The organism is Falsibacillus pallidus (assembly GCF_050990905.1).
Lineage (GTDB): Bacteria > Bacillota > Bacilli > Bacillales > DSM-25281 > Falsibacillus > Falsibacillus pallidus_A.
Window position 1 is genome coordinate 2,684,465 of the sequence record NZ_CP158866.1, and the last position, 25,080, is coordinate 2,709,544.

The 25,080-nt window shown below is 41.0% G+C and carries 28 protein-coding genes and 1 pseudogene; 7 read left to right on the plus strand and 22 right to left on the minus strand.

The window, feature by feature from the left end; genetic code table 11:
* Positions 1-8: 8 nt before the first annotated feature.
* The 7 genes from grpE to gpr form a co-directional block, all read right to left on the minus strand.
* Positions 9-593, minus strand: a complete 585-nt coding sequence (gene grpE, locus ABTV07_RS14185; RefSeq protein WP_433743240.1) for a nucleotide exchange factor GrpE — start codon at positions 591-593, stop codon at positions 9-11.
* A 136-nt stretch (positions 594-729) separates the two neighbouring features.
* Complete coding sequence (gene hrcA, locus ABTV07_RS14190) at positions 730-1,761, minus strand: heat-inducible transcriptional repressor HrcA (protein WP_433743242.1); 1,032 nt, start codon at positions 1,759-1,761, stop codon at positions 730-732.
* A gap of 85 nt (positions 1,762-1,846) precedes the next feature.
* Positions 1,847-2,989: a radical SAM family heme chaperone HemW gene (hemW, locus tag ABTV07_RS14195; protein ID WP_433743244.1), complete on the minus strand. Its 1,143-nt coding sequence runs from the start codon at positions 2,987-2,989 to the stop codon at positions 1,847-1,849.
* A 115-nt stretch (positions 2,990-3,104) separates the two neighbouring features.
* Positions 3,105-4,940, minus strand: coding sequence for a translation elongation factor 4 (gene lepA / locus ABTV07_RS14200; RefSeq protein WP_433743246.1), 1,836 nt, complete (start codon positions 4,938-4,940; stop codon positions 3,105-3,107).
* Between the two features lie 154 nt (positions 4,941-5,094).
* Positions 5,095-5,427, minus strand: coding sequence for a DUF3679 domain-containing protein (locus ABTV07_RS14205; protein WP_433743248.1), 333 nt, complete (start codon positions 5,425-5,427; stop codon positions 5,095-5,097).
* 12 nt (positions 5,428-5,439) lie between these two features.
* Positions 5,440-6,645 (minus strand): stage II sporulation protein P, encoded by a 1,206-nt coding sequence (gene spoIIP, locus ABTV07_RS14210; RefSeq protein WP_433743249.1) that lies wholly within the window; start codon positions 6,643-6,645, stop codon positions 5,440-5,442.
* Positions 6,646-6,717: 72 nt separating this feature from the next.
* Entirely contained in the window at positions 6,718-7,779 is a 1,062-nt protein-coding gene (gene gpr, locus ABTV07_RS14215; protein WP_433751268.1) for a GPR endopeptidase, read from the minus strand.
* A 278-nt stretch (positions 7,780-8,057) separates the two neighbouring features.
* On the opposite strand from gpr, the gene rpsT reads away from it, so the two are divergent.
* Positions 8,058-8,321: a 30S ribosomal protein S20 gene (gene rpsT, locus ABTV07_RS14220; RefSeq protein ID WP_114744924.1), complete on the plus strand. Its 264-nt coding sequence runs from the start codon at positions 8,058-8,060 to the stop codon at positions 8,319-8,321.
* Between the two features lie 155 nt (positions 8,322-8,476).
* Here the strand turns inward: rpsT and holA are convergent, their stop codons facing one another.
* Positions 8,477-9,502: a DNA polymerase III subunit delta gene (gene holA / locus ABTV07_RS14225; RefSeq protein WP_433743251.1), complete on the minus strand. Its 1,026-nt coding sequence runs from the start codon at positions 9,500-9,502 to the stop codon at positions 8,477-8,479.
* A gap of 304 nt (positions 9,503-9,806) precedes the next feature.
* Here holA and ABTV07_RS14230 point away from each other — a divergent pair, with 304 nt between their 5' ends.
* Complete coding sequence (locus ABTV07_RS14230) at positions 9,807-9,941, plus strand: YqzM family protein (protein ID WP_114744925.1); 135 nt, start codon at positions 9,807-9,809, stop codon at positions 9,939-9,941.
* 62 nt (positions 9,942-10,003) lie between these two features.
* On the opposite strand, the gene ABTV07_RS14235 is transcribed toward ABTV07_RS14230, so the two are convergent.
* The 3 genes from ABTV07_RS14235 to ABTV07_RS14245 form a co-directional block, all read right to left on the minus strand.
* A complete protein-coding gene (locus tag ABTV07_RS14235) occupies positions 10,004-12,298 on the minus strand; it encodes a DNA internalization-related competence protein ComEC/Rec2 (protein WP_433743253.1) in 2,295 nt (764 codons plus the stop codon).
* On the minus strand, positions 12,298-12,759 hold the full coding sequence (locus ABTV07_RS14240) for a ComE operon protein 2 (RefSeq protein ID WP_433743255.1): 462 nt from the start codon (positions 12,757-12,759) through the stop codon (positions 12,298-12,300). Before ABTV07_RS14240 ends, ABTV07_RS14235 begins: the two co-directional genes overlap by 1 nt.
* Positions 12,760-12,820: 61 nt before the next feature.
* Positions 12,821-13,426 (minus strand): helix-hairpin-helix domain-containing protein, encoded by a 606-nt coding sequence (locus ABTV07_RS14245; RefSeq protein ID WP_433743257.1) that lies wholly within the window; start codon positions 13,424-13,426, stop codon positions 12,821-12,823.
* A 100-nt stretch (positions 13,427-13,526) separates the two neighbouring features.
* Here ABTV07_RS14245 and comER point away from each other — a divergent pair, with 100 nt between their 5' ends.
* Complete coding sequence (gene comER / locus ABTV07_RS14250; RefSeq protein ID WP_433743259.1) at positions 13,527-14,348, plus strand: late competence protein ComER; 822 nt, start codon at positions 13,527-13,529, stop codon at positions 14,346-14,348.
* 86 nt (positions 14,349-14,434) lie between these two features.
* On the opposite strand, the gene ABTV07_RS14255 is transcribed toward comER, so the two are convergent.
* The 8 genes from ABTV07_RS14255 to ABTV07_RS14290 all read right to left on the minus strand — a co-directional run bounded on the left by ABTV07_RS14255 (position 14,435) and on the right by ABTV07_RS14290 (position 19,518).
* Positions 14,435-15,184, minus strand: a complete 750-nt coding sequence (locus ABTV07_RS14255; protein ID WP_433743260.1) for a class I SAM-dependent DNA methyltransferase — start codon at positions 15,182-15,184, stop codon at positions 14,435-14,437.
* Positions 15,184-15,540, minus strand: coding sequence for a ribosome silencing factor (gene rsfS / locus ABTV07_RS14260; protein ID WP_433743262.1), 357 nt, complete (start codon positions 15,538-15,540; stop codon positions 15,184-15,186). The genes ABTV07_RS14255 and rsfS overlap by 1 nt, the downstream gene beginning before the upstream one ends.
* Positions 15,541-16,110 carry a bis(5'-nucleosyl)-tetraphosphatase (symmetrical) YqeK gene (gene yqeK / locus ABTV07_RS14265; RefSeq protein WP_433743264.1) on the minus strand — a complete coding sequence of 190 codons (570 nt, stop codon included), beginning with the start codon at positions 16,108-16,110 and terminating at the stop codon, positions 15,541-15,543.
* A complete protein-coding gene (locus tag ABTV07_RS14270; protein ID WP_433743266.1) occupies positions 16,103-16,672 on the minus strand; it encodes a nicotinate-nucleotide adenylyltransferase in 570 nt (189 codons plus the stop codon). Before ABTV07_RS14270 ends, yqeK begins: the two co-directional genes overlap by 8 nt.
* 20 nt (positions 16,673-16,692) lie before the next feature.
* Positions 16,693-16,983: a ribosome assembly RNA-binding protein YhbY gene (gene yhbY / locus ABTV07_RS14275; RefSeq protein WP_433743268.1), complete on the minus strand. Its 291-nt coding sequence runs from the start codon at positions 16,981-16,983 to the stop codon at positions 16,693-16,695.
* The gene (gene aroE, locus ABTV07_RS14280) at positions 16,970-17,818 is read right to left on the minus strand and encodes a shikimate dehydrogenase (RefSeq protein ID WP_433743270.1); all 849 of its coding nucleotides are present in this window, start codon (positions 17,816-17,818) and stop codon (positions 16,970-16,972) included. The genes yhbY and aroE overlap by 14 nt, the downstream gene beginning before the upstream one ends.
* A gap of 75 nt (positions 17,819-17,893) precedes the next feature.
* Positions 17,894-18,994 carry a ribosome biogenesis GTPase YqeH gene (yqeH, locus tag ABTV07_RS14285; RefSeq protein ID WP_433751270.1) on the minus strand — a complete coding sequence of 367 codons (1,101 nt, stop codon included), beginning with the start codon at positions 18,992-18,994 and terminating at the stop codon, positions 17,894-17,896.
* Positions 18,995-18,996: 2 nt separating this feature from the next.
* Positions 18,997-19,518 (minus strand): YqeG family HAD IIIA-type phosphatase, encoded by a 522-nt coding sequence (locus ABTV07_RS14290; RefSeq protein WP_433743272.1) that lies wholly within the window; start codon positions 19,516-19,518, stop codon positions 18,997-18,999.
* A gap of 349 nt (positions 19,519-19,867) precedes the next feature.
* Here ABTV07_RS14290 and ABTV07_RS14295 point away from each other — a divergent pair, with 349 nt between their 5' ends.
* Positions 19,868-20,008: a sporulation histidine kinase inhibitor Sda gene (locus ABTV07_RS14295; protein WP_433743274.1), complete on the plus strand. Its 141-nt coding sequence runs from the start codon at positions 19,868-19,870 to the stop codon at positions 20,006-20,008.
* A gap of 48 nt (positions 20,009-20,056) precedes the next feature.
* Here the strand turns inward: ABTV07_RS14295 and ABTV07_RS14300 are convergent, their stop codons facing one another.
* Positions 20,057-20,854, minus strand: coding sequence for a phosphatidylserine decarboxylase (locus ABTV07_RS14300; protein ID WP_433743276.1), 798 nt, complete (start codon positions 20,852-20,854; stop codon positions 20,057-20,059).
* A 126-nt stretch (positions 20,855-20,980) separates the two neighbouring features.
* Here ABTV07_RS14300 and pssA point away from each other — a divergent pair, with 126 nt between their 5' ends.
* The gene (gene pssA / locus ABTV07_RS14305; RefSeq protein ID WP_433743278.1) at positions 20,981-21,520 is read left to right on the plus strand and encodes a CDP-diacylglycerol--serine O-phosphatidyltransferase; all 540 of its coding nucleotides are present in this window, start codon (positions 20,981-20,983) and stop codon (positions 21,518-21,520) included.
* A gap of 32 nt (positions 21,521-21,552) precedes the next feature.
* Here pssA and ABTV07_RS14310 read toward each other — a convergent pair whose 3' ends face one another.
* Together ABTV07_RS14310 and ABTV07_RS14315 are read right to left on the minus strand one after the other, a co-directional pair.
* Entirely contained in the window at positions 21,553-23,334 is a 1,782-nt protein-coding gene (locus tag ABTV07_RS14310) for a M3 family oligoendopeptidase (RefSeq protein ID WP_433743279.1), read from the minus strand.
* Positions 23,335-23,488: 154 nt separating this feature from the next.
* On the minus strand, positions 23,489-23,623 hold the full coding sequence (locus ABTV07_RS14315; RefSeq protein ID WP_433743281.1) for a hypothetical protein: 135 nt from the start codon (positions 23,621-23,623) through the stop codon (positions 23,489-23,491).
* Positions 23,624-24,073: 450 nt separating this feature from the next.
* On the opposite strand from ABTV07_RS14315, the pseudogene ABTV07_RS14320 reads away from it, so the two are divergent.
* Both ABTV07_RS14320 and ABTV07_RS14325 read left to right on the plus strand, forming a co-directional pair.
* Positions 24,074-24,271, plus strand: a pseudogene (locus ABTV07_RS14320) (RNA polymerase subunit sigma-70); the annotation flags it as partial.
* A gap of 268 nt (positions 24,272-24,539) precedes the next feature.
* Entirely contained in the window at positions 24,540-25,052 is a 513-nt protein-coding gene (locus ABTV07_RS14325) for a DinB family protein (protein WP_433743283.1), read from the plus strand.
* Positions 25,053-25,080 lie beyond the last annotated feature (28 nt).

The following is a 25,080-nucleotide window of genomic DNA, read 5'->3' on the forward strand; positions in this document are numbered from 1 at the left end:
TGTATCGTTTATTGATTGACTTTAACCATAGATGGTCTGATGACGCGATCTTTAAGCTTATACCCTTTTTGGAATTCTTCAACCACTATATTAGATTCATGCTCAGGGTCTTCCACTTGCATGACCGCTTGGTGAAGATGCGGGTCGAATTCTGTTCCGACTGCTTCAATCGGTTCGACACCCTCTTTTTTCAATGCCTCGATCAGACTTCTATAAACCATGTCCATCCCTTGTAGAAGAGATTTTGTCTGTTCATTTTCAGGTGCCATCTGCATAGCACGCTCAAAATTATCAATGGCCGGAAGTAGATCGGATATTAAGCTTTGTGCTCTATATTTTTCGCTCGATTCTTTGTCTAAATTGACACGTCGGCGGAAGTTTTCAAAATCAGCACGCAGACGGTAGTAGCGGTTTTCGGACTCTTCCAGTTTTGCTTCCAATTCAGAAGCAAGACTTGAACCCTCTTCGTTTTGCTGTTCTGCCGTTTCAACTGTTTCTTCACCGACAGATTCAGCTTCATCAAATACTTCCTCTACCACTTCGTCTACAGCTTCATTGTTCATTTCTCCAGTGTTGTTTGTTTTTTCTGCCATTGCCTTTCACCTCCTTAAAATAGTGTGCTTCTATTCTATAAAGATAAACGGCTGATTCCGGGGCGCTGTTCTTCCATCCTGAACATGCGCCCAACTTGAATCAGCCTCATGTATTTCCCTAACAATATGTCCACTATCATTCGCTTTGATACAAATTCGTCAAAGCGAGTGACATATCATGCGTTAAGAAATCCAATAGGCTGATGACCCTGGAATATTCCATCCGGGTCGGGCCGAGTATCGCGATTTTGCCTAATTGCTCATCACCCATGGAATAAGTGGCCGTTATCAGGCTGCAGTTTTCCATCGTGATATTGTTGTTCTCTTTGCCGATTTTTACATGAATTCCTTTTGGAGCCTTTTTGAACAGGTCATAAATCCCCTGCTCTTGCTCAATCAAATTCATAATCGACCTGATTTTTTGAATATCATTGAATTCAGGCTGATTCAGCATATTTGTCTTTCCGCCAAAAAAAATCTTTTCATGGTTTGGAACCGTTATGGTTTCCGCCATTGTCTTCATGATGGAATCGTAGTTCTGAATATGCTGGCTCAAGATATGGGCGACTTCTTTATAGATTTTATCTTTTAAATCAGCCAACGGTGTTCCGGACAAACGTGAATTCAGAATATTGACCAGCTTCTCCAGTCCACTGGAATCGAGCCCTGGCGGAACAGGAAAAAGTTTATTTTCCACATGTCCAGTATCTGTAATGATGATCGCCACGGCTGTATCTTGATTCAGAGGAACAATCTGAAGCCTTTTCAGTTTATTTTCCTTAACCTCAGGTCCAAGGACGATAGCAGTATAATTTGTCAATTCGGAAAGTATTTTCGCAGAATTCTGCACGATTTTTTCCATCTCATACAGCTTATCTGCAAAAATAGACCTGATGACTCCTACATCATTAGGATTAAGCTTTTGGGGAGACAGCAAATGGTCTACATAAAACCTGTATCCTTTATCCGATGGAACCCTTCCTGAAGAAGTATGGGTTTTTTCGATGAAACCCAATTCCTCGAGATCGGCCATTTCATTCCGTATAGTCGCGGAACTAAAGGAGATTTCTTCTTTCTTTGAAAGGGTGCGTGAGCCGACAGGTTGTGCAGACCGAATGAAATCATCAACTATGACTTGAAGAATAAAAAGTTGTCGATCTGTTAACAACATTCATCACCTCTGTTAGCACTCTAAAATGATGAGTGCTAAATCTAATATTAAATTATCAAAATGATAAAATGATGTCAATGATTTAGGATTGAATTACTCCGAGGAATGACTGAAAGACTTCGTTGCCTAAAAACTTCCCATCCCGTGTCAACTTTAAATGGCCATTATCTATTTCAACCAATTTCCGTTCAGCCATTTCTTTTATTGGCCCATTAAAAATATCCATCATGGACACGTCGAATTTTTGTTTGAACAAATCTATGGATACTCCCTCCGTCTTTCTGAGTCCAAGGAACATTTCTTCTTCCATTTTCTCCGCAAGGGTCACTTTATGCTGATCCATGAAAGGAAGCTGATTCTCCTCCAGCGGAAGCATATATTTCTTCAAGGGTCCATAATTGGAGTTTCGGCTGCCATCAGTATAGCTGTGTGCGCCTGCTCCAAATCCAAAATACTGTTCATTGTTCCAATATACCAAGTTGTGTCTGCTTTCAAACCCTTGCTTGGCAAAGTTGCTGATTTCATATTGTTTCAGACCGTAAGCTTCCATCTTTTCCATTAGAAGTCCATACATTTCTGCTTCAGCTTCCTCAGTCGGGAGCTTTAGCTTCCCTTTTCTCATCAGGTTATAAAATACCGTTTTAGGCTCCACGATAAGGGAATAGCCGGAGTAATGCGGCAGGCCGAACCTCAATGCTTCTTCCAGCGTCTCAGTAAAATCTGCGATCGTCTGCCCCGGAAGGCTGTAAATCAAATCGATGCTGATATTATCGAATCCTGTTTTCTCCGCATTGGCAATCGAAGTATACACATCTTCTGCTTTATGGGAGCGGCCGATCCTTTTTAAAAGTTCATCATTAAAGGACTGCACCCCGTAGCTGAGTCTATTGACGCCATTTTCCTTCAAAATTTTCAGCTTCTCAATCGAAAGGTCCCCTGGATTGGCCTCAAATGTAAATTCACCTTCTTCAAAAGGCAGCACTTCTCTAATATGACTGCAGAGTATTTCTAATTGTTTTTCATTTAGTGCAGTCGGGGTCCCGCCTCCCACAAAGATGGTCTTTAACCGTTCTGCAGGAGAGATATCCAAAGCTAGAGTCATTTCCTTCTTGAGTGAAGCCAGATATTCATCGACCGGCTGGCCTTCAAAGAAAAACTTATTAAAATCGCAGTAATGGCAAATATGGTGGCAGAACGGTATATGGATATATGCAGATTCAATCATGTAATCACCGTCATTTCTTCTTTATCATTGCTATTTCGGCAATAGTTTAAAACTAGAATCATAAGAAAAAGGGGCAGTGCCGGATTCCGTAACTGCTCCCCTTCATGAGATTTTATTATTTCGGTTTATTTTGATCGTCCATTTTCAGGACAGCCATGAACGCTTCTTGAGGCACTTCAACAGAACCAACCTGCTTCATGCGCTTCTTACCTTCTTTTTGTTTTTCAAGAAGCTTCCTCTTACGGGAAATGTCTCCCCCGTAGCATTTCGCCAATACGTTTTTGCGCATGGCCTTGATTGTGGAGCGTGCAACAATTTTCTGTCCGATTGCCGCTTGGATCGGAACCTCGAATTGCTGTCGCGGAATTAATTCTTTCAGTTTATCAACAATGACTTTTCCACGCTCATAAGCAAAGTCCTTGTGGACGATGAAACTGAGGGCATCCACTTTTTCTGCATTCAGCAGGATATCCATTTTCACAAGCTTGGAAGCCTTGTAGCCGATCAATTCATAGTCAAAAGAAGCATATCCTTTTGTATTCGACTTCAATTGGTCAAAGAAGTCATAAACGATTTCGGATAAAGGAATTTCATATACGACACTTACACGGGTTTCGTCCATGTACTGCATATCAATGAAGATTCCACGCTTTGCCTGGCAGAGCTCCATAACAGGACCGACAAAATCATTCGGCACCATCATTGTCGCTTTGACATACGGCTCTTCGACATAATCAATCTTCTGTGGATCCGGCATGTTGGATGGATTGTCGACGTTGACTTCCTCTCCATCCGTCATCGTAACCTTATAGATAACGCTCGGTGCAGTGGTGATAAGATCGATCTTGAATTCACGTTCAATGCGCTCCTGGATGATTTCCATATGAAGAAGTCCAAGAAATCCACAACGGAAGCCAAAGCCAAGCGCCTGGGATGTTTCCGGTTCGAATTGCAGCGCCGAGTCATTCAACTCCAATTTTTCCAATGCTTCACGCAAGTCATTGAACTTGGAAGAATCAATCGGATAAAGTCCGCAGTATACCATCGGGTTTAGTTTGCGGTAGCCTGGAAGCGGTTCTGCCGCAGGTTTTTTAGCACTTGTGATGGTATCCCCGACGCGTGTATCCCCAACGTTTTTAATAGCGGCTGTCAGGAACCCGACATCCCCAACAGTCAATTCATCGCGCATCGTTGCTTTTGGGGTGAATACTCCTAATTCCGTCACTTCGAACTCTTTGCCGGTCGCCATCATTTTCACTTTATCCCCGACCTTGACGGATCCTTCAACGACGCGGATATATGCCACGACTCCTCGGTAGGAATCATAGAGGGAGTCAAAGATCAATGCTTTCAACGGACCTTCCGGATCTCCTTCTGGGGCAGGCACAGTCTTAACAACCTGTTCAAGAATATCTTCTATTCCGATGCCTGCTTTCGCTGAAGCCAAAACAGCATCAGAGGCATCAAGTCCGATTACATCTTCGATTTCTTTCCTAACGCGTTCAGGGTCAGCAGCAGGAAGGTCGATCTTATTGATGACCGGGAGGATTTCCAGGTTATTATCGATGGCAAGATAAACATTTGCCAGCGTCTGCGCTTCAATCCCCTGCGCTGCATCAACTACAAGGACTGCTCCTTCGCATGCTGCAAGGCTTCGGGAAACTTCGTATGTAAAGTCGACGTGCCCCGGTGTATCAATAAGATGGAAGATATATTCTTCTCCATCTTTTGCTTTATAATTTAACTGTACTGCATTCAGTTTAATCGTAATTCCGCGTTCACGCTCTAAGTCCATGGAATCAAGAAGCTGGTTTTTCATTTCCCTGGATGTTAAAGCATTCGTCTTTTCCAGGATACGGTCAGCCAGTGTTGATTTTCCATGGTCAATATGAGCGATGATCGAGAAGTTGCGAATTTTTTGTTGTCTTTTTAATTTCTCTTCACGATTCATTCAATGTTTCACTCCTGTTTTTCGACACATGTACACTATTTTTGATTATATCAGCACGAAATGGAAGATTCAACGAAAATCAGGAATCACTATAATGCCGCTTAATGCAAAACACGAAAGATGCACGTCCTGATTTTGGACGTGCATTCATTCATTATATGAGTGACGCAATGGCATTGACCAATTTTTCCATCAAAGATCGGATTGATTCAGCAAGGGATTTACCGATGCTAGAAAAGAAGTTGAATGTCTTCATTTCTTGCAGCTGCTTTTTCTTCGCTTCTATATCACTGGAAGAAACATCTTTCCCCAATACAGATGCTTCAACTTCGCCGCCACTGTCTTTTTTAAGGGAAAGCGGCGATTCCAATCCAGCATCCTGTCCTTTGAGATTGTGCATTCCTTCATTCGCTTTTTCCATGCCCATTAAAACACCGATAAATAATATAGAAACAAGAAGGACGCATTTTAACATGAACATTTTCATCTTCATCAACCTCTATTGCTTTGATGGTGGATCAGATTGATCTTTCTGAACCTTTTCGGCCTGCCAATAATTTTCCGCAAATACACTTGCAAATGCCTTGATTGTTCGATCCATTTCCTCAAAAGTATTATCGACTCCCCCGACTTCAATTAAAATCGAATTTGGGGAGAGGTCTTGATTGAATTTACCGTTTGTTGCAGCTCCTTTTTTAGGAATTATTCCTCTTGAGAGCCCCTTATATTTTTTTTCTAATAATTTATGCAAGTCATATGCTAATTTTGCGTTTTTTTCATAGTTTGGATTCTCTTCACCTATTACAAATGCAATCTTCGCATAATCCTGCCCATTGATTTGGATTGTTGTGTCCTTTTTTCGCCTCGAATCCCTATGAATGTCTATAAAGTATTGAAGATTTTTATCATTTTGCATTGCAGATGCAACAACTGGACGTGCTTCTTGATATGCATTTGCAAAGGTCAATTCCTTTTTATTTAACCTCGCAATTATATCCGTCTTATCAACCGTTGTACCTATTCCAGCATTCTCTAGATCAACTTTTAATTCGTCTCCAAGCTTAGTGACATTAATTTTTGAATGGTAGGCTAAATCAGGGTCGGTCACACCTTTTAAATATGGCAGATAGGACTCGTTTGTATGTGTAAAGTAGACGTAGACCCTATTTTTTCCGCCAGTCGTCATCGGCGGTGCTGTGGCATTAGAGCCAGGGGCACTTCCAATAGCATCCGTATTCTGCAATTCTGCATCATTGTTCGGATCAAGGACTTTATTGGGTGGGATGGATTCAATCGGCATATTGGTATAGTTGGTGCCTTCCCCGGCTACCAGAATATCACTATCAAATATCGAAAATCCTGGAAGCTCCCTTCCCAAAAAACTCCTTGGATCTTCAAGGTTTACATTGGCCGCAAGCTTCATGAGCATCGTTCCTGCACTTTCCCCACTTGAGGCTTCTTTCGGCATAGCACTTAAGAAAGCGCTATTTTCAAAAGTGAACATTTTGTAGAGTGCGGCTCCAGAAACATTCTCTGCAGCATGATTCACGGAATTCGAACTGATTCTATATTGCGGATTAAGGGATGTCAGGATTCCTGAAAGAGAAAAGATCGACAGGAGTGCGAACAAAAATACTAAGGACCCTTTTAAGATAGTCGTGAAATGGACTGCAACGGCATAGCTCGGATTTTTAGCTGGTCTCATCGTTCCACCCTTTCTAGCGATTTCTAATACAATCTATGACTTTGATAGAAAAAGTAGAACAGCTAATGAGACCTATCTTGTCTTAAATCCTGAATCCTCTTGATTGACTGCATCGTGCAAGGCCGCGTTCAGTCCGTTCGCAATAAGGTTTGCCATATCCTCTATGAATACATCCACTTCTTTCGGGGTCACCATCAGATTATGGCCGATTGGAGCAAGGACTTCATGAATCAATTTTCTTTTTTCCTGCTCTTCGAGAGTCCCGATTATGCCCAGGAAAGTTTTGCGATGCTCCTCATGTGGAAGGTCTTCATCAGTCAGCTTTCTCTTTTCTCCAAATGTCATCCCGGCTGGCGCAAGCGACCTGGATGGCCTGTCTCCCTCTTTCATTTCCTTACCAAAATGTTTTAAAAGATAGTCAATCGTATCACTGGTAATGGTCACTGCATCCACAACTGTCGGTACACCGATCGCGATTACCGGTATGCCGAGCGTTTCTTTATCAAGTCCCTTTCTCTTATTACCTACACCTGATCCCGGATGGATGCCGGCATCGGATATTTGAATGGTAGAATTGACCCTCTCTACCGATCTCGAAGCAAGTGCATCGATAGCGATGATAAAGTCAGGTTTAGATTCTTTTGTGATACCGAAAATTATATCGCTCGTTTCAATACCGGTAAGTCCCATGACTCCTGGTGCAATGGCGCTTACTGGACGATAGCCTTCCGATACGGATTCTGGCTGGAGTTCAAATAAATGCTTCGTAACAATGACATTCTCACAAACCTTTGGGCCCAAGGCATCGGGAGTCACATTCCAATTTCCCAGGCCGACGATCAAGCAGCTTGCATTTTTCGCAATGCCCGCCTTTTCCAGGAAACCACTGAATTCATTAGTGAAAATCTTTTGGACTTTCTGCTGCAGCTCCGTATCTTCTTCGCGGATCCCAACAGCCTCCAACGTTAAATAATTCCCGGCTTTCTTCCCTATAGCTTCTTCGCCTTCAGGAGTGATTTCTACTTGAGAGACTTTAATTCCGCCCATTTCCTTTTCATGGATAATGACACCTTGTATATCTGAAAGATTCTCTGCATCCTGATTATCATTTTTAGCTTTCTCTGCCAGGACCATCTCTCTTGCTTCTACTGCTAAATCAGTCCTGACAGAGTATTTATCATAATCGAATTGTTCTTCATTCACGTATATCACCTCTGTGTATTATGCATTTCTATTATTTTCTATCCTTTCCTTCCAGTATTCCCTTCATTCAAGGAATTGGGTTTTTCCTTTTTGAGTATTGCAATCTCGCACTTCGTTTGATAAAATATCACTTGTTCTTAATGTTTAGGAATTGATAGTGAAATCGAGTATGAATAGAACCTCGATCGTGCATTAGGAGGTGAACGGGAATGGCAAATATTAAATCTGCAATTAAACGCGTGAAGACAAGTAATGCGAGCAATGCACAAAATGTAACAGTTAAATCTGCTATGCGTACTGCTGTTAAGAAATTCGAAGCAGCTGCTGCGAACAACGATAGCAATGCGAAAGAACTTCTTTCTACTGCTGTTAAACATCTTGATAAAGCTGCTCAAAAAGGCATCATCCATAAAAATGCAGCAGACCGTACAAAAGCTCGTTTGATGAAAAAATTAAACGCAGCAACTGCATAATGCGTTAAAACGGCCAACATAGTTGGCCGTTTTTTTATTAGAAAAGCGGAAGCGCCTGTTTAGAGGCGCAGAGGTTGGAGAGAGATTGACCCAGAATTTTTACGCTTTCTTATCAATTAAAAAAAGTTCTGCCGGAAAGCAGAACTTTTTTGTATTTATGCTATAGGCTGATGAAGACGGAAGAAGAACATCTCGATGATCATCTCTTTTTTTAGTCCGCCCGTCTTCATTTGATAGTCGGCATCTGCCAAAAGATCCATGATTCTCCCTAATTCTTCATCGCTGAAAAGTCTCGATTGCCCGGCTGCCAGCTTGACTCTATAAGGATGCACTTTGATAGTCGTGGCAATTTGCTGCTGGCCATATCCTTTCCGGGATAATTCTTTCACTTGATACAGCAGCCTGAACTGTCCTGATAAAATGGAAAGGATTTTTATCGGCTCCTCATTTTGTTTGAGCAAATCATAATAAATCCTCAATGCCCCTTCAATATCCCTTTTGACGACCATCTCCACCAATGTGAAAATATTTTGCTCCAATGATCTTGCCGTCAGGCTCTCTACCGTTTGTAAATCAATGTGTTTCGTATCTCCGGCATATAAGGATAATTTATCAATTTCACTCGATATCATCATTAAATTAGTCCCCGCCAGAATGAGAAGCCTCTCGATTGCTTCTTCATCGATCTGTACTCCATTGCTTGCTGCTTTATTCCTGATCCAAATTTTGATGTCTTCCTCCGACAGCTTTTTGGCCTCAAGGACTTCTGCCTCTTTTTTAAGCAGCTTGGTCATTTTCTTACGCTCGTCCAACTTTTCGTATGGTGCGATGAAAACAAGAATGGTATAAGGTGCAGGCTCTTTCAAATAGGCTTCAAGAACTGCCAGATTATGTTCTACCTTTTCTTTCGTCTTTTCAGCTGTCAAGAATACTGGGTTATTTAAGAACAATAGACGCTGTTCACCCATGAAAGGGAAGGTTTCTGCATCTTCAATTACTGTTTCGATCGGCGTCTCTTCCAAATCATAAGAGGCGAAGTTAAAATCCATTTCTTCTTCATCCAACACATGTTCCAAGAGCTTCATTTTCGTTTCATTGAGTAAAAAGCTTTCTGTTCCATATAATAAATATAATCGGGAAAATTGCTTTTTTTCTATTTTTCTCCATAAATCCATCACCACTTTGATATCCGCTCCGATCCTAAAATCTTTACATATATTCTATGGTAAAGATAGATCGCCCATTTGACAAGACACAAGAGCAGGGACTGGCACCCATCGGCATCCAATCCCTGAATTTATAATGAACGTCCATGGGTAAGGCCTAGGATGCTTACACAGAGACGATTAATCTTCTTAAATATATTGTCACCGCCAAGACGATTTATATAGGTGACAACTCTTGTCAGCATAGGAAAAAGAACGAGGAATTGTAGATTTTTTAATTGGAATCGGCTATACTAAAATGGAAATAGGAGGGGTACTTGTGAACGAGTTTGAAAAGAACGTGCAATCAAAAACAAATGACGCAGTAGAATCCGGCGTCGGTTTCGGTGTATCATTCGGTTTCTTTACGGTTATGTTCATTATTGCCACTGTCATTAAATATATTGGTTCTTAATGAGCAGGTATAATCCCTTAGAAGAGGGCCTCACAGCAGGCCCTCTTTTTCATTGATACATATTATGGGATAACGCTTGTAAAGGTTCCATGATTCCCATAAAACCTAAATTTCACTGCCCCGTCCCGGTCAGTCCTCCAGATTTTAATCCCCCTGCCCTTAAGCCTCTGCACGACGTCCTTAGACGGATGGCCATAGCGATTATCTTCCCCCACTGAAATGACCGCCACAGCAGGGTCTACTTCATCCAAGAATTCCGCAGAAGTAGATGTCCTGCTGCCGTGATGGCCAACTTTCAAAATATCAGCATGCAAGTGATAGCGCTTCATCAACTCTTTCTCACCTTCCTCCTCCAAATCCCCTGTAAAGAGCCATGTTCTCCCTCCTGCCATAGCGAATAGAATCAAGGAATCATCATTCCCTTCATACACCTCATCTTCTGGAGGGATGATGGTAAAGCTGGCATCCGCTGCAGACCATTGGTAAACATCCGTTACCTCCACAACGGGAATCCGCTTTGCAGCCCCTTTTTTGACAATCTCCATCATGATTGGCTTTTCCCACGAATGAGGGGAAATATAGATTTTCTTCACTGCAACCTTATCCAACAATTTTAAAGCTGCTCCAATATGATCATTATCACTGTGAGTGAGAATGAGTCCATCAAGTTCGGTAATGCCTTTGCTTTTAAGATAGGGGGATAGGATATCTTCTGCTATTGAAAAAGTATTTGTACGCTGCTGCCACTCCTCTTTCTGAAATGAAAACTGCCCGCCTGTATCAATCAAATACACTCCCTTTCGGAAAGGGAGGTCAATCAGGATACTGTCCCCCTGGCCAATATCAATAAATGTAATGCTGCCGAATGGACTGATATATGGCAGCAGTTTAAGGAAAAAGAATAAAAAGATTGTAAACACACAATAGCTTTTCCATTTACCGGATTCCATCAAGAATAATGCAATGGATACGGCGCAAAGTATTAAAACGAGTTCAACAATATTCGGTTTCCCTGCAGTCAAAACGGTCATGGGAAACTTGGACATGTGATCAGCAGCCCATTCCATGCTATCAATCAAATTTGAAAACAACATATCTAATCCCTTAATTGGAAAATGAGGAATGAAGGAAAGTAAAAACAACAACATGGAAATCGGGATGATGAATAAAGAAAATAAAGGGACAAATAAAACATTTGCGAAGTAGCCCGCTAAGGATATTTCGTAAAAATGGTAAAGGATGATGGGAATGGATGCAGTTTGGCACACAGCCGTCACAGCTAGCATTTCCCAAAAGAATCGCCTTGCTGTCCTTTTGAAAATCCTCTTTGATAATCCGAGGGAAAAACAAACAGCATATGAGAGCTGAAACCCTATATCAAAAAGCAGGTAAGTATTCATTGCCAAAAAAAGAAGCGCCGCTGCACTGATGGAATCCAGGGTCGACAGAAGACGCGGAAAACTTTTTGATAGAAGCAGAAAGAGAAATAATACGATGGCTCTCATGACAGGGGGATTTCCTCCTGTCAGAAATCCATAAAGAGGCAAGGATGCTGCTAAAATGATCATGGACCACTCTTTAGAAATTCCTGTCCGCAGGAAGAGGATATACGTCCCGGCAGCAATCAATCCTATATGCAGACCGGAGATTGCCAATAAATGCACAATCCCCAATTGCCTGAAGGTTTGAAGCAAATCATCAGGCATAGCCCCTCTTTCTCCTAGAAGCAGGGCTTTTATATACATTGAGGAATGCATAGAAAAGTGAGTATCAATTTGATGGAGAAGATAGCTTCTCAAATTTAAGACATAGCCGTTGAAGGAGTTCTTTTGGACGCAGTTTCCTAACTCAATTTTCTCCGGAACCAAGATCCAATGGACTTTTTTCGTATTTAAAAATGAGTGGTAATCAAAGGAATTGAAGTTTCGCTGTATAGAGGGAGATTCCAGCCGTCCGGACACAGGACAAAGCTTATTGGGAAGGAGGGCATTAATCAGTTCTTTTTTCTCTTCAGATGCGGGTATCGTATAGCGGATTAAGAGGTGTTCCCCTCTCTTGGTGGATGCATAGGCAGTCATCAAGTCACCATCAAATTGGGGAAGTGTAAGAAGCGAAATATTAAAGTGTATATCTTTAGTTGAGAATTCCGTAGTGTTGGAGGCGATGTTCAAAAACCCTATTGAAAGAAAGAGGATGAAGGATATGGAACAGAGAAAGACGACTGCCTTGTTTTTGATTCGCACCAAAAGCCAAATCAGGTGGCATATTATTAATGTCGATGCTGCAAAACAACCAAATGCAGCCGCAATCCCCGCTGCTCCTGAATAAGCATAGAAATACAGATGGCCTTTAAGCATTAAATACCAAACAGCTCCCGGGCATCCTCTTTTAAGTTCATTGGTACATGGATGACTTCAACCCCTGCTTGTCCGAATAATTCGATCGCATATGGATGATTTTTGTAATCCATGGAATAGTAAATCGTTTTGATTCCCGCCTGAATGATTGCCTTACAGCATTGCAGGCAAGGGAAATGAGTCACATAAATCTCTGCATTATCTGTTGGAACACCAAACTTTGCACATTGTAAAAGGGCATTCATCTCTGCATGTATGGTGCGTACACAGTGATTATCGATTACATAGCAGCCTTGGTCGATGCAATGATCCCCGCCAGCTATGGAACCATTATAGCCGCCTGCAATGATACGTTTATCCCTGACAATTGTTGCACCTACAGAAAGCCTTGTACATGTACTTCTCATTGCTAAAAGGTGGCTTTGCGCCATAAAATACTCATTCCACGAAATTCTGTCCATGCAATCCTCTCCTTTGTCATCTCCACTTAAGTGTATCGATTTTCGTATTGATTGCAATGCATTATAAAGAAATTAATTCTGCAATTTTTTCATAAGTCTTATCCCCTATCCCCGATACGTTCTTCAAATCCTCTATTTTTTTGAACCTGCCGGACTCTTCCCTATATTCAATAATCAACTTTGCTTTACCAGGACCGATTCCTGGCAGCTGCTGGAGCTCTTCAATGGTTGCTCTGTTCAAACTGATTCTTCCATTGTTCACTCCACTCCCTGGGACGCCTATGTCTCCCTTACTCATTGCTTCCCCTTGAAAGGGCACATATATCATCATTTCGTCTTGTATGATCTCTGCAAGATTTATTTGAGTCTGATCAGCATCATCTAAAAATCCTCCTGCTTTCTCGATCAAACCAAGGACTCTTACCCCGTTTTCTATATAATATAATCCCGGTTTTTTCACAGCTCCTTTAATATCCGCTGCAATTAACGCATTTTCTGTGTCTTCCTCCTTTTTCTTTTCATGATGTGTTTCTTTAAGGTTTTCTGTTTTTACCTCCTCCAAAATCTCATTTCTCTCTTCCGCACCGTCAGAATTTAAATTAAGGAAGACAATGGCCGCTATAAGGAAAAAAGCAGCCACACCTGCTAAAGTCTTTTTGTGCGACATCAACTCATGTAAAATGTTCGTCGCTTTGTCCATGAATATTTGGAATTTTTCGTTCATAAGGTTTTATGAGGCCGTTTGTTAAAGGAAAGGGGGGTGCATCTTGAAAATAGGAATGATCGGGACTGGGAATATGGGCAGTATCTTGGCAGAAGCATTCCTCGAAGGGAAAGCCGTTTCACCTTCTGAGGTATCAGTGACAAACAGGACACTTGAGAAAGCAAGAAGACTGCAGACAAAGTATCCAGAAGTACACGTTTGTTCAGGGATTGCAGAAACCATAACGAATTCAGATGTCATTTTCATCTGTGTAAAACCGCTGGATATCTATCCAATACTTGATAAATACGCTTCATTATTCACTCGTGAAAAGTGCCTAATATCCATCACGAGTCCAGTGTCAGTGCCACAATTGGAATCCAAGGTATCTGCTTCATGCATCAGGGCCATTCCGAGTATCACCAATCGGGCATTGGCGGGTGTATCACTGCTGACTTTCGGCAAGCACTGCGAGGAGAAATGGAAGGATGTTATCTTCAATCTTTTTTCATCCATTTCTTCACCTGTTATGATTGAGGAATCCATTACGCGTGTTTCATCAGACATTGTAAGCTGCGGACCGGCATTTTTCAGTTATCTCACACAAAGATTCATTGATGCAGCAGTTCAAGAAACGGAAATAGATAAGGAGAAAGCCACCATTCTTTCGGGAGAAATGCTTATCGGGCTTGGAGAGTTACTGAAGAAAGGTTATTATACACTTCCCACATTGCAGGAAAAGGTATGTGTAAAAGGCGGAATTACCGGAGAAGGAATAAAGGTGCTGGAACACGGATTGGGAGACGTTTTTCATGGACTGTTTCAAGCCACTCATGAAAAATTCAATGAAGATCTGGAACGAACAAAGAGGCAGTTTGGCTTATAAGAGCACTATACATCCATATTCGACGCAAATATAGAAAACCCTCTAAAAAAGTTAAAGAACACGGCTCTTTTGTGAGCCGTGTTCTTTTAAATGTCTTTCTGATTGATAAAGAATATGCGTTCACTTGTATCCATATATCGCGAACCAGAGAAGTCACCTAGAATCTCTTTGGTGGAAAACCCGGCTTCTCTCAGCCAATTTTCCAGTTGATGAATGGGATAAGTCCTTTGTGTATGAAACTCATCAAAACGTGAATAAAGATCTGATTCATCTTCCTTCACAAAAAATGTCAAATCGTGTTCGACCGAATTCGGCTTTTCCCCGGGAAAACAGCTCCATATATATGAAACTTCCTCCTCATTCAAAGAAAATGTCTGATTCATAAAAATCTGGGACATTTTATAGATCGAATGCACATCGAATAATAGTAGGCCGCCTGGTTTTAAATGTTCACTTGCCTTCTGAAACGTATTTTTGATGTCCTCTTCATCGGTTAAATAGCATAAAGAGTCGCAAAAAATGGTAATGATATCATATGTTCCCAATCCTTCGATTTGGGACATGTCCTGCTGGAATAATTGAATACTGACACCTGCATCATCCGCTTTATCCCTCGCAACCATCAGCATATCATCAGATAGATCAACTCCAGTGACGTCATAGCCCAATTCTGCCAATCCGACAGTCAATTCGCCTGTGCCGCATCCCAGATCAAGCACCTTCTTACCTTGAATCCCATATGCCTCCCTGAAATCCTGCACCATCTGCAGCCATTTATCATAAGGCATGTCCTTCATCAAAAAATCATAAACATAAGCAAAGCGGTTATAGCTCATTAACTCAATTCACCTTGAAAATCGACAACCGGAGCATCTCCCCATAAACGTTCAAGGTTATAGTAGCTTCTTTCTTCATGATGGAATACGTGGGCCACTACATCTCCAAGATCGACCAGGACCCACCTTGCTTCATTAAAGCCTTCCATTCTTTTAACTTCATAGCCCAATTCTTCAGCTTTTTCTTTTATTTCGCGTGCAATGGCCTGTACCTGTTTGTCTGAATTCCCGTGGCAGATTACAAAGTAATCAGATAAAAGGGAAATCCCCTGCATATTCAACGCCACGATATCTTCTGCGCGCTTATCGTCAGCTGCTTTAACTGCAGCATATAACAATTCTGTATTATTGCTCATTCAAACTCCTGCCTTTCTATTTATCAAATCATTATAAGTATCGACTGTATCTGGAAATACTGCCTGGTTTCGTTTCATCAAAAAAGTGATGGTGTTCTTGATGGATTGAATCAATGCACCATTTAAATCTGACTTTGCCATTTCCCTTACTTCATCAACTCCGGGAAAGTGCCTTCCAGGTTCTATATAATCAGCCAAATAGACCACTTTTTCAAGCAAAGTCATATTTTCCCTGCCTGAAGTGTGATAGCGAATCGCATCCAGAATCTCCGCATCGTCAATTCCTGCTTCACTTTTCACCAAATAGGCCCCTACAGGTGCGTGCCATAACTCCTCATTATGTTCGAGAAGCTTAGGGTCCATATTCTCGGATATAATAATACCCCTCATTTCATCTTTTGGACGGAACTTGGCGTAGTCATGAAAAATCGCAGCAACTTCCGCTTTTTCTACATCTGCACCGAATCTTTCTGCTAATTCAATGGCCGTTTGTACTACACCTAATGTGTGCACATATCGATGTTCGGTCATCTTTGTTTTCACAAGTGCGAGCATTTCCTTCTTATTCATATAATCGATGATCCTCCATATACTTTATGACATCATCCGGAACGAGGAAGCGGACGCTTTTACTCTCATGCAACCGGGCTCGAATCATGGTAGAGGAAATATCAACGTCTGGTGTTTCTACAAGGAGAACCGGGTACTGTGAAATTTGAGAATATCTCGGCCTGTTGACCCCCACAAATTGTATTAATTGTATCAGCTCATCAATTTTATGCCATTTAGGAAGATATTCGATCATATCCGCTCCAATAATAAAATAAAACTCAGTCCCCGGCTCGCGTGCCTTCAATTGCTTGATGGTCTCATAGGTATAGGATTTCCCTTTTCGTTCAAGTTCTATTTTCTCCACTTTAAATGAAGGGACATCCTTGGTTGCCAGTTCAAGCATTTCCACCCTATGTTGAGATGTGATTGACGGGGATGGATTTTTATGAGGCGGCACTTGATTCGGCATGAATCTTACTTCATCCAATGACAAGGACTGAAGAATTTCATTGGCAATTATCAAATGGCCTAAGTGAGGAGGATCAAAAGTCCCTCCCAGTAATCCCACTCTTTTCTGCATAAGAAAACCACCTTTTATGATTATGGCAGCTGAATTTGTTTATTTTCTTTTGATTCTTTGTAAAGCACGATGATATTGCCTATGATTTGAACGAGTTCGGATTTAGTTCCCTTTACAAACGCTTCTGCCACCATATCCTTATCTTCATCGCAATTTTGCAGGATGCTGACTTTTATCAGCTCCCTTGCTTCCAGTGCTTCACCGATTTGTTTGATCATATTTTCATTTACTCCGCCTTTTCCCACTTGGAAAATCGGATTCAAATGATGTGCTTTCGCACGCAAAAATCTTTTTTGTTTACCTGTTAGCATAAGAACCTCCCAGTAGATCTAAAACTACTTTTTTCATTAATTTTGTATCGGGCTGAACCCCTGTCCATAATTTGAATGCCACAGCGCCCTGGTTGATAAACATCCCAAGCCCATTTTGTGTCAGGGCACCTTTAGACTTTGCTTCTGCAAGGAACCTTGTTTCGAAAGGATTGTAAATGATATCCGAAACAAATGTCCCGCTTCTCAAATTTGAAATATCCAATGGCATGTGCTCAATAAAAGGAGACATACCAATAGGAGTTGTCTGGATCACAAGTGTAAATTCATTGAGGATTAGAGATGCATCTTCGAGATTTAAGACATTAGACTTCACTTCGAATGGACACCGGCTGATTAGGGCTTTTCCATTTTCTATATTGCGATTTGCAATGGTTATATGCTTTATACCCAAGGAAGCCAAAGTATAGTAGATGGCTTTAGCTGCTCCCCCCGCACCGATAATCAGTACATTTTCATTACCCAGTTCCTGTTTCCATTCGGTTTTCAACGCTTCAATAAACCCTAATCCATCTGTATTGCAGCCTTTTAGCCTGCCATTTTCATTAACTACTGTATTGACAGCCCCAATGGCTTCTGCCAAGGGATCGACTTCATCCAGGAACTCTATGATTGAAGTTTTGTGAGGGACCGTTACGTTGAATCCCGCCACCCCCAATTCCTTCATACCTGCCACACTTTTTCCCAATGACTCTTTCTTTATATGGAACGGATGATAGTGAGCCTTCATATTGAGAGAAGCAAATACTGCATTATGCATAGCCGGAGAAAGGGAATGTCCAATTGGATCTCCGATTACTCCAAATAGCTTTTCCATCATACCCCTCCGATCAAGGAATTTTGAAGGGAAATGAAGAACGGAGGACCAGGTCCGTCCCCCGCTGCATCATTTTTAAATCAAGGATTTCCTTAATAAAACCTGTACACCTTTTGGAACATGGGCAGCAACCCTTGCACCTGGTTCATTGATGGTCACCCATCCAAGTCCGGAAAAAACAACATCCATTTTGCCTTCTTTAACAGAAAACTCATATCTGATCAGCTCAGGGAATTCATCCATGCCTTCTTTGTCAGGAGGCTGAAGCATATCGCCTGCATGCTTTTCATATAAATCATCAGCATTTTCCAACTTCGTCCTATGGATGTTTAATTCATTGGATAAATAACATGTAAAGGAACGGCGTCCACCGGAAATATAGTCAAATCTCCCAAGTCCGCCGAAGAAAAGCGTCTGCTCCTCATTCAGCTGAAATACCCTAGGTTTGATTTCCTTCTTTGGCGTAATGATCTTTAAGTCCGTTTTATCAACGAAATGAGCCATTTGATGATGGTTGATGATTCCTGGTGTATCAATTAAATCATGTCCATCATCCAAAGGGATCTCGATCATATCAAGTGTAGTTCCAGGAAAGTGGGATGTCGTGATGACATCTTCTTCACCGGCAACTTCCTTGATGATGCGATTGATAAATGTGGACTTGCCAACATTCGTACAGCCTACTACATAAACATCTTTACCATTGCGATATTGTTCAATGGCATCGACTGCTTCCTTAATGAAGTGTCCTTTACCTGCGCTTACAAGCTGGACGTCAATCGGCTTCATTCCAAGCTCTTTAGCTTCATGCTTCATCCATTGAATCAGCTTCGCCGGCTTGACCGATTTCGGGAGCAAATCTACTTTATTCCCTATTAATAAGATGGGATTATTCCCTACGAAACGATGCAGACCCGGAAGCCAGCTTCCATTGAAGTCAAAAATATCAACAATTTTGACAATCAGACTGTCTGTACGGCCAATTTCATTTAATATTTTCAGGAAATCATCGTCTGTCAATGAAACATCCTGAACTTCATTATAATGCTTCAATTTGAAGCAGCGCTGGCAGATTATTTTTTCTTTCTCAAGTGAAGACGGCGGCGCGTATCCTAAACCCTCTTTGTCCGTAGTCTGGATGGCAACTCCGCAGCCGACACATTGTAATTCATTCATGCTCAAGATCCTTCCTCCCAATCAATCATTCCTTTTCGTTTGAACCAGTTCATGATCCTGCGCTCGATCTGACGATTGAATTTCGTAAAGAATCCATCCGATTTTGCAACAGGGACCACAAGGATGGTATAAAAACCAGACCTGTTCCCCCCGAGTACATCAGTTAAAAGCTGGTCACCGATCACGACTGTCTCTTCCTTTTTCAGGTCCATACTTTTTAAAGCTCTTTTAAACGCCCTGCCCATCGGCTTTCGCGCCTGAAAGATGAATGGAAGATGAAGTGGATCGGCAAAAGCCTTGACACGGCTTTGATTATTATTTGAAACAATGGTTACAGCAATCCCGTTTTCTTCCATTTTCTTGAACCATTGAATTAATTTTGGTGTTGCGTTTGGACGATCCCATTCTACAAGGGTGTTGTCCAAGTCAGTAATGATTCCCTTTATTCCCCGTTTTTTCAATTCATCCGGAGTGATATCAAAAATACTTTTGACCTGCTCGTTAGGCAAAAATTGTTTCAGCAATGTTTACACCTCTTATTCATTTAACCTTTCTATCATAACCAATTTTCTTTGTACTTTCAAAATGAATTCTGCGATTTCTTTTGTTTTATATTATCATTCTAAATATTTTTCGACATTATCCAACATTGTCCATCAATGTGGATAAATCTATTCACAAAAATCACAGTGATATGGTAATATTTCCAGATTTTATGAACAAGTTAATCACAACTTATCCACTTTCCATTGTGGATAACAGAACGCTTGTTCCAATAGTTTATCTCTGATAGAGTAGGGTATACCAAAAGTAACTTACATATATATGAAATTCATTTCTATTATAGAACGCAATTATTCGGGGGTGTATATTATGAGAAAGCTTTCAGATGAATTATTGATCGAGTCCTATCATAAAGCAAAGGAATTGAAGCTAAGCCCGGACTTCATCCGCCTCATCGAGCTTGAAATCAGCCGCAGGGCATTGACCAATAAAATAAAAGTCTCCTCTTGATAGGATGCTTCTTGTGAGTTCCCCAAAATATTGGGGAATTTTTGTTTTTTATATGGTTTTATTTGCTTTCTTATAAGACCCGATGACTTCCCCCATTCGAATATCATAGGGAACATGAAGGTCTTTCCTCATTTCAAACATATCTTTTTCAAAGAACAGCACGACCGTGGAGCCGAATGAAAAATAAGCAACATCCTGTCCCTTTCTCCAAGAATCCCCCTGGTGTGTCAATTCGATGGAATTGATGAACATTGCTCCTACTTTGGCCACTGCTGCATGCCCGTAATTGGTTTCTAATTCTGTAATGCAGCGGTAATTCTTTGCCAAGGTTGATTTTCCATGCTTCATTCCCATTTTATTGACGGGAAATGATTTCTTCCCCAATGTGTACTGTGCAGTCACCTTGCCGTTTACAGGGCTATGGATCCGGTGATAATGTGAAGGGCTTAAATACAGGACCATGAAGACCCCTCCTATATATTTTCCCTCAAGACCTCGGTCCCCAAACATTTCCTTTACTGAATAGTTTTTACCTTTTACGTTGAATTCACTGTCAGAAGATATGCCACCCACATCCTCAATGACAGCATCCACCGGGCTTACGATTGTATTTTCCCCGGGGTCTATATTTCTTGCACCTTGTTTAAGCTCTCGAATGAAAAAGTCCTTTAAGGTAGGATAGGATGAGATTGAACCACCCATTTCCTCCTGATTGATCCCGTACCATTTTGCAAAGGATGGGACCACCCGTCTGCTCCATTTTGATTCTGCAAAATTTTTTATGATTCCAGATGTCACACGGCCATTCGTCAATTCAATGAAACTCCGATATAACAGCGATTTCAAGTGGTTCCCCCCATAAATCTTCAAATACCTCTTAACATTTAGGCATAATAAGCATATAATAAAATATTATTATACAATATATATCATTAGTTTGATTCCTTTTGTTTATATTAAGGAGTGATTCATTTGTTTTTTTCACATGTGGTCGACCAAACCTTAAAAAAAATCAAATCACAAACTGCCAATCTTCTTACACTGACCAACATGAGTCTGGGTGGATTCGCCATTTTAGCTGCAACACAGGGACAGCTTAATTTAAGTGTGGTCCTGATTTTTCTCGCAGCCTTAGCGGACCGTTTTGATGGGATGGCAGCCAGAAAGCTCAATATTGAATCCGAATTGGGAAAACAGCTTGATTCCATGAGTGATGTGATTTCGTTCGGAGTTGCACCTGCGTTGTTATTATACCAAGGAATCCTCCATTCTTTCGGGTTTCCGGGATTATTTTTTACCGTTTTCTACATGGCTTGCGGAGCATTCAGGCTTGCAAGATTCAATGTCACTGAAAGCAATGGCTACTTTACGGGACTGCCAATCACAGCAGCGGGCTGCCTTGCAACACTTGCTTATTTATTTAACTCATTCATTCCATCGCACTTATATTTATTTATCATGATTGCTTTGTCTTTCTTGATGATCGCTTCTTTCAAATTTAAGAAAATGTAAAAAATCCGGCTCCTGGTGAGCCGGATTTTTTATTACTTTGTAAGGGATAGGAACTCTTCTACGTCATCGATGCATAATTGTACACCTTTTTCCCAGAAGTCCTTCTTCGTTAAATCTACATTCAGGTGTTTCATAGCCAAGTCTTCGACCGTCATGGATCCCGTATCTTTCAGAAGGGCCATATATTTTTCTTCATACCCTTCTCCTTCTTCCAATGCTTTTGCATAGATCCCAAGGGAGAAAAGGAAGCCGAAAGTATATGGGAAGTTATAGAATGGCACCCCTGTAATGAAGAAATGGAGTTTTGATGCCCAGAATAATGGGTGGTATTCCTCAAGACCATCTCCATATGCTTCTTTTTGTGCCGTTTCCATCAATTCATTCAATCGATCTTTGCTGACTGGCCCATTTTTGCGTTCTTCATAAAAACGAGTCTCGAACAGGTAGCGGGCATGGATATTCATAAGCAATGCCACGCTGCGCTGGACTTTATCTTCTAAAAGCGCAAGCCTTTCTTCTTCGGATTTTGCATTTTTGACAGCAGCATCCGCGACTATCATTTCTGCAAATGTAGAAGCTGTTTCTGCCACGTTCATTGCATAGTTCCTATTCAAAGGATGGACTTCCTTCAAAGCAAAGGAATGGAATGCATGCCCGAGTTCGTGTGCCAGAGTGGACACATTCGATGGCGTCCCTGAGTATGTCATGAAAATACGCGATTGTTTGCTTTCAGGGAAGAATGTACAGAATCCGCCTGGCCGTTTTCCTGGACGGTCCTCAGCCTCAATCCAGCTCTCTTCAAACGCTGTCTTGGTGAATTGTGCCAGCTCTTTCCCAAACTTCTGAAACTGCTCTGTAATGAATTCAGCACCTTCTTGATAGGAAAGGGCGGAATCCGTTTCTCCAACAGGTGCATCAAGATCATACCAGCTTAATTTATCAACACCGATCAAATCAGCTTTTCGCTTTAAGTAGCGTACAAATGGTTCTTTACGATCAGCAATGACAGACCACATGGCATCAAGCGTTTCTTTTTTCATACGATTGTACTGAAGCGGCTCTTGAAGGACTTCATCCCAGCCTCGTTGTTTATATACAGACAGTCTGAAGCCGGCTAAATGATTTAGCGTATTGGAGAGCAGGTCAGCTTGATTACCCCACGCCTTTTCCCAATTGTTGAAGACTTCTTTCCTTACTTCACGGTCTTTATGGGAAAACTTATTGGCCGCCTGCCCAACTGAGAGTTCATCTTCTCCCAGTTGAACTTTAATCTTACTTACTATCGCATCGTACATTTCTCCCCAGCCGTGGTAGCCATCTACATTTAGTGCGTTGATCAACGCCTCTTGTTCACGCGGGAGTTTCTTAGCAGCTTCTTCTCTTCTTTCATTCAGGACAAAAGAAAGTTCTTTAAGCTCTTCATGGACTAATAACTCTTTCCATACATCATCATTGACCTTCTTCAATTTATCATCTAAAAGAGTCAATACGGTTTGGAAACGGGAACTTAAGATGGCAATCTTCCCTCTCAGTTCATTTGCCCCTGCATCAGTTGTATCCTGTGCCTGCAGACAGCTGACAAAGGCGCCAGCCTGCCGCATTTTTGTCCCGGTCTGCTGGAATAAATCAATGATTTCCACCAAATCCTTTGTTTCGTATCCGCTTGAAGGTATTTCCCAGGCAGATACAGAGCGATTGAATTCTGTCAGCAATTCATCGAGTGACTCCAAATGTGAACGAAACTCCTGGGATCCGCTTCCACCTGAAAAGAAAACATCCAGATCCCACTTTAATGAATATGTACTTGTACTCACTTAAACTCCCCCTTTTTATGCAATGTCTTCATTATAACTTTACTTATTGAAAAATTCTAATAAATCAAACTAAAAAAAGCCATTCTTCTCTTCCCGGCTTTCAGTGGAAGAAAGATGGCCACCGTTATCATTCAATTTCTTCGGTCCATTTTACTTAACAGCAAGTGAAGTACCACCAGCCTCCAAAAATTAAAAGCAGCACTAAAAGGACAATTGCCAATGCCAGGTATGCCCCTCCATAAAAGGGTACACCATAATAGCAGCCGGGCCCTGGCCAACCATAATACATGATTGCCCACCTCCTTCTTTTTAGATAGTTTATGAAGATCAAGACAAATATGTATAGGCTGTTCATCGATATTAGTTGAAACTCGATCAGTTTTCTGAACATTAATAATTATGAGAAATATGATATAATAATCATATTGACAAACAACATAATCAACTTGATAAGGAGGCTTTTAACGTTGAAAATTGTCGGCATCTGCAAAAAATGCAAGGGACAAGGAACAATCCCTGCTTTTGGTTTTTTGAAGAAAACATGTCCTATTTGTAATGGAAGAGGCAAGATCACATCAGCCATAAGCACTAAAAAGCATACAACTCCTCTTGACTCTCACCTTTGACAGACACCTCCCAACCATTTTCACACAAAAGATTTTCTTGGACCTGCACGAACCACCACTCCAAATCATAAGCATGATTTATAGGCAATAGTCCTGATTTAGGGGTGAGTAGATTGGCTGGAATCCTTACTGCACTGGGTTACTTCCTGAAAGAACTTGTCTTTTTAGTTTCTTATGTAAAAAACAATGCCTTCCCACAGCCGCTGACAGCCAGTGAAGAGCGAAAATATCTGCGATTGATGGCAGAAGGAGATGAAGAAGCAAGAAACTTGCTGATCGAACATAATCTCCGCCTTGTCGCCCATATCGTCAACACATTATGAACAAAAAGCAACGTCAATTTATATCATTAAAAACAGTTTTTATTTGGTGAGAAGTAAATCAAAGACAAAATACATTGCTAATGTGGACAAGCCTACGCTGATTGTAAAGTAATTCTAAAAGGATTTTTTTATAATGATTGTTGCTTTCAATAAGAAAAGGATAAATTTACTTTTTATGGTACTATTCTTATAGGAGAAATCCAGTTAATGAATAGGATATCGAGATTTCTATTCGAATAAATGAGGTGCAAGCTTTATGGAATTTAAGATAGAAAAATTAAGGGATTTTAGCCCCCAAATGGGTCATCTTGTCTCACAAATGAACTATGCTAGAAAAACAACTTTAGATGCTGTAAGTGGCTTAACTACTGCGGAATTAGACTATTTACCTAACAAAGATAGTAATAGCATTGGTTCCCTTTTACTACATATGGCTGCTGTTGAAAAAGGATTTCAAATAGAGATTTTTGATGGTAGGAGACCGAATGAACAAGAGATGGAGGAATGGGGTGCACCTTACAGTCTCGGAGATAAAGGAAGAGCACATATCAACGGATATTCCTTAGAGTTTTATATAGCCAAACTTGAAGAAGTTAGAAGTAGAACCTTAAGAGAATTTGCAAATTTAAATGATGATTGGTTGTATGAAAATAGATTATGGGATAACCACCCATCTAATAACTATTTCATTTGGTTTCACGTATTTGAAGATGAAATTAACCATAGAGGTCAAATAAGAATTATTAGAAAAATGTTGTCTCAGAATTAATGGATATACTCCCGTAAGAAATTCACTG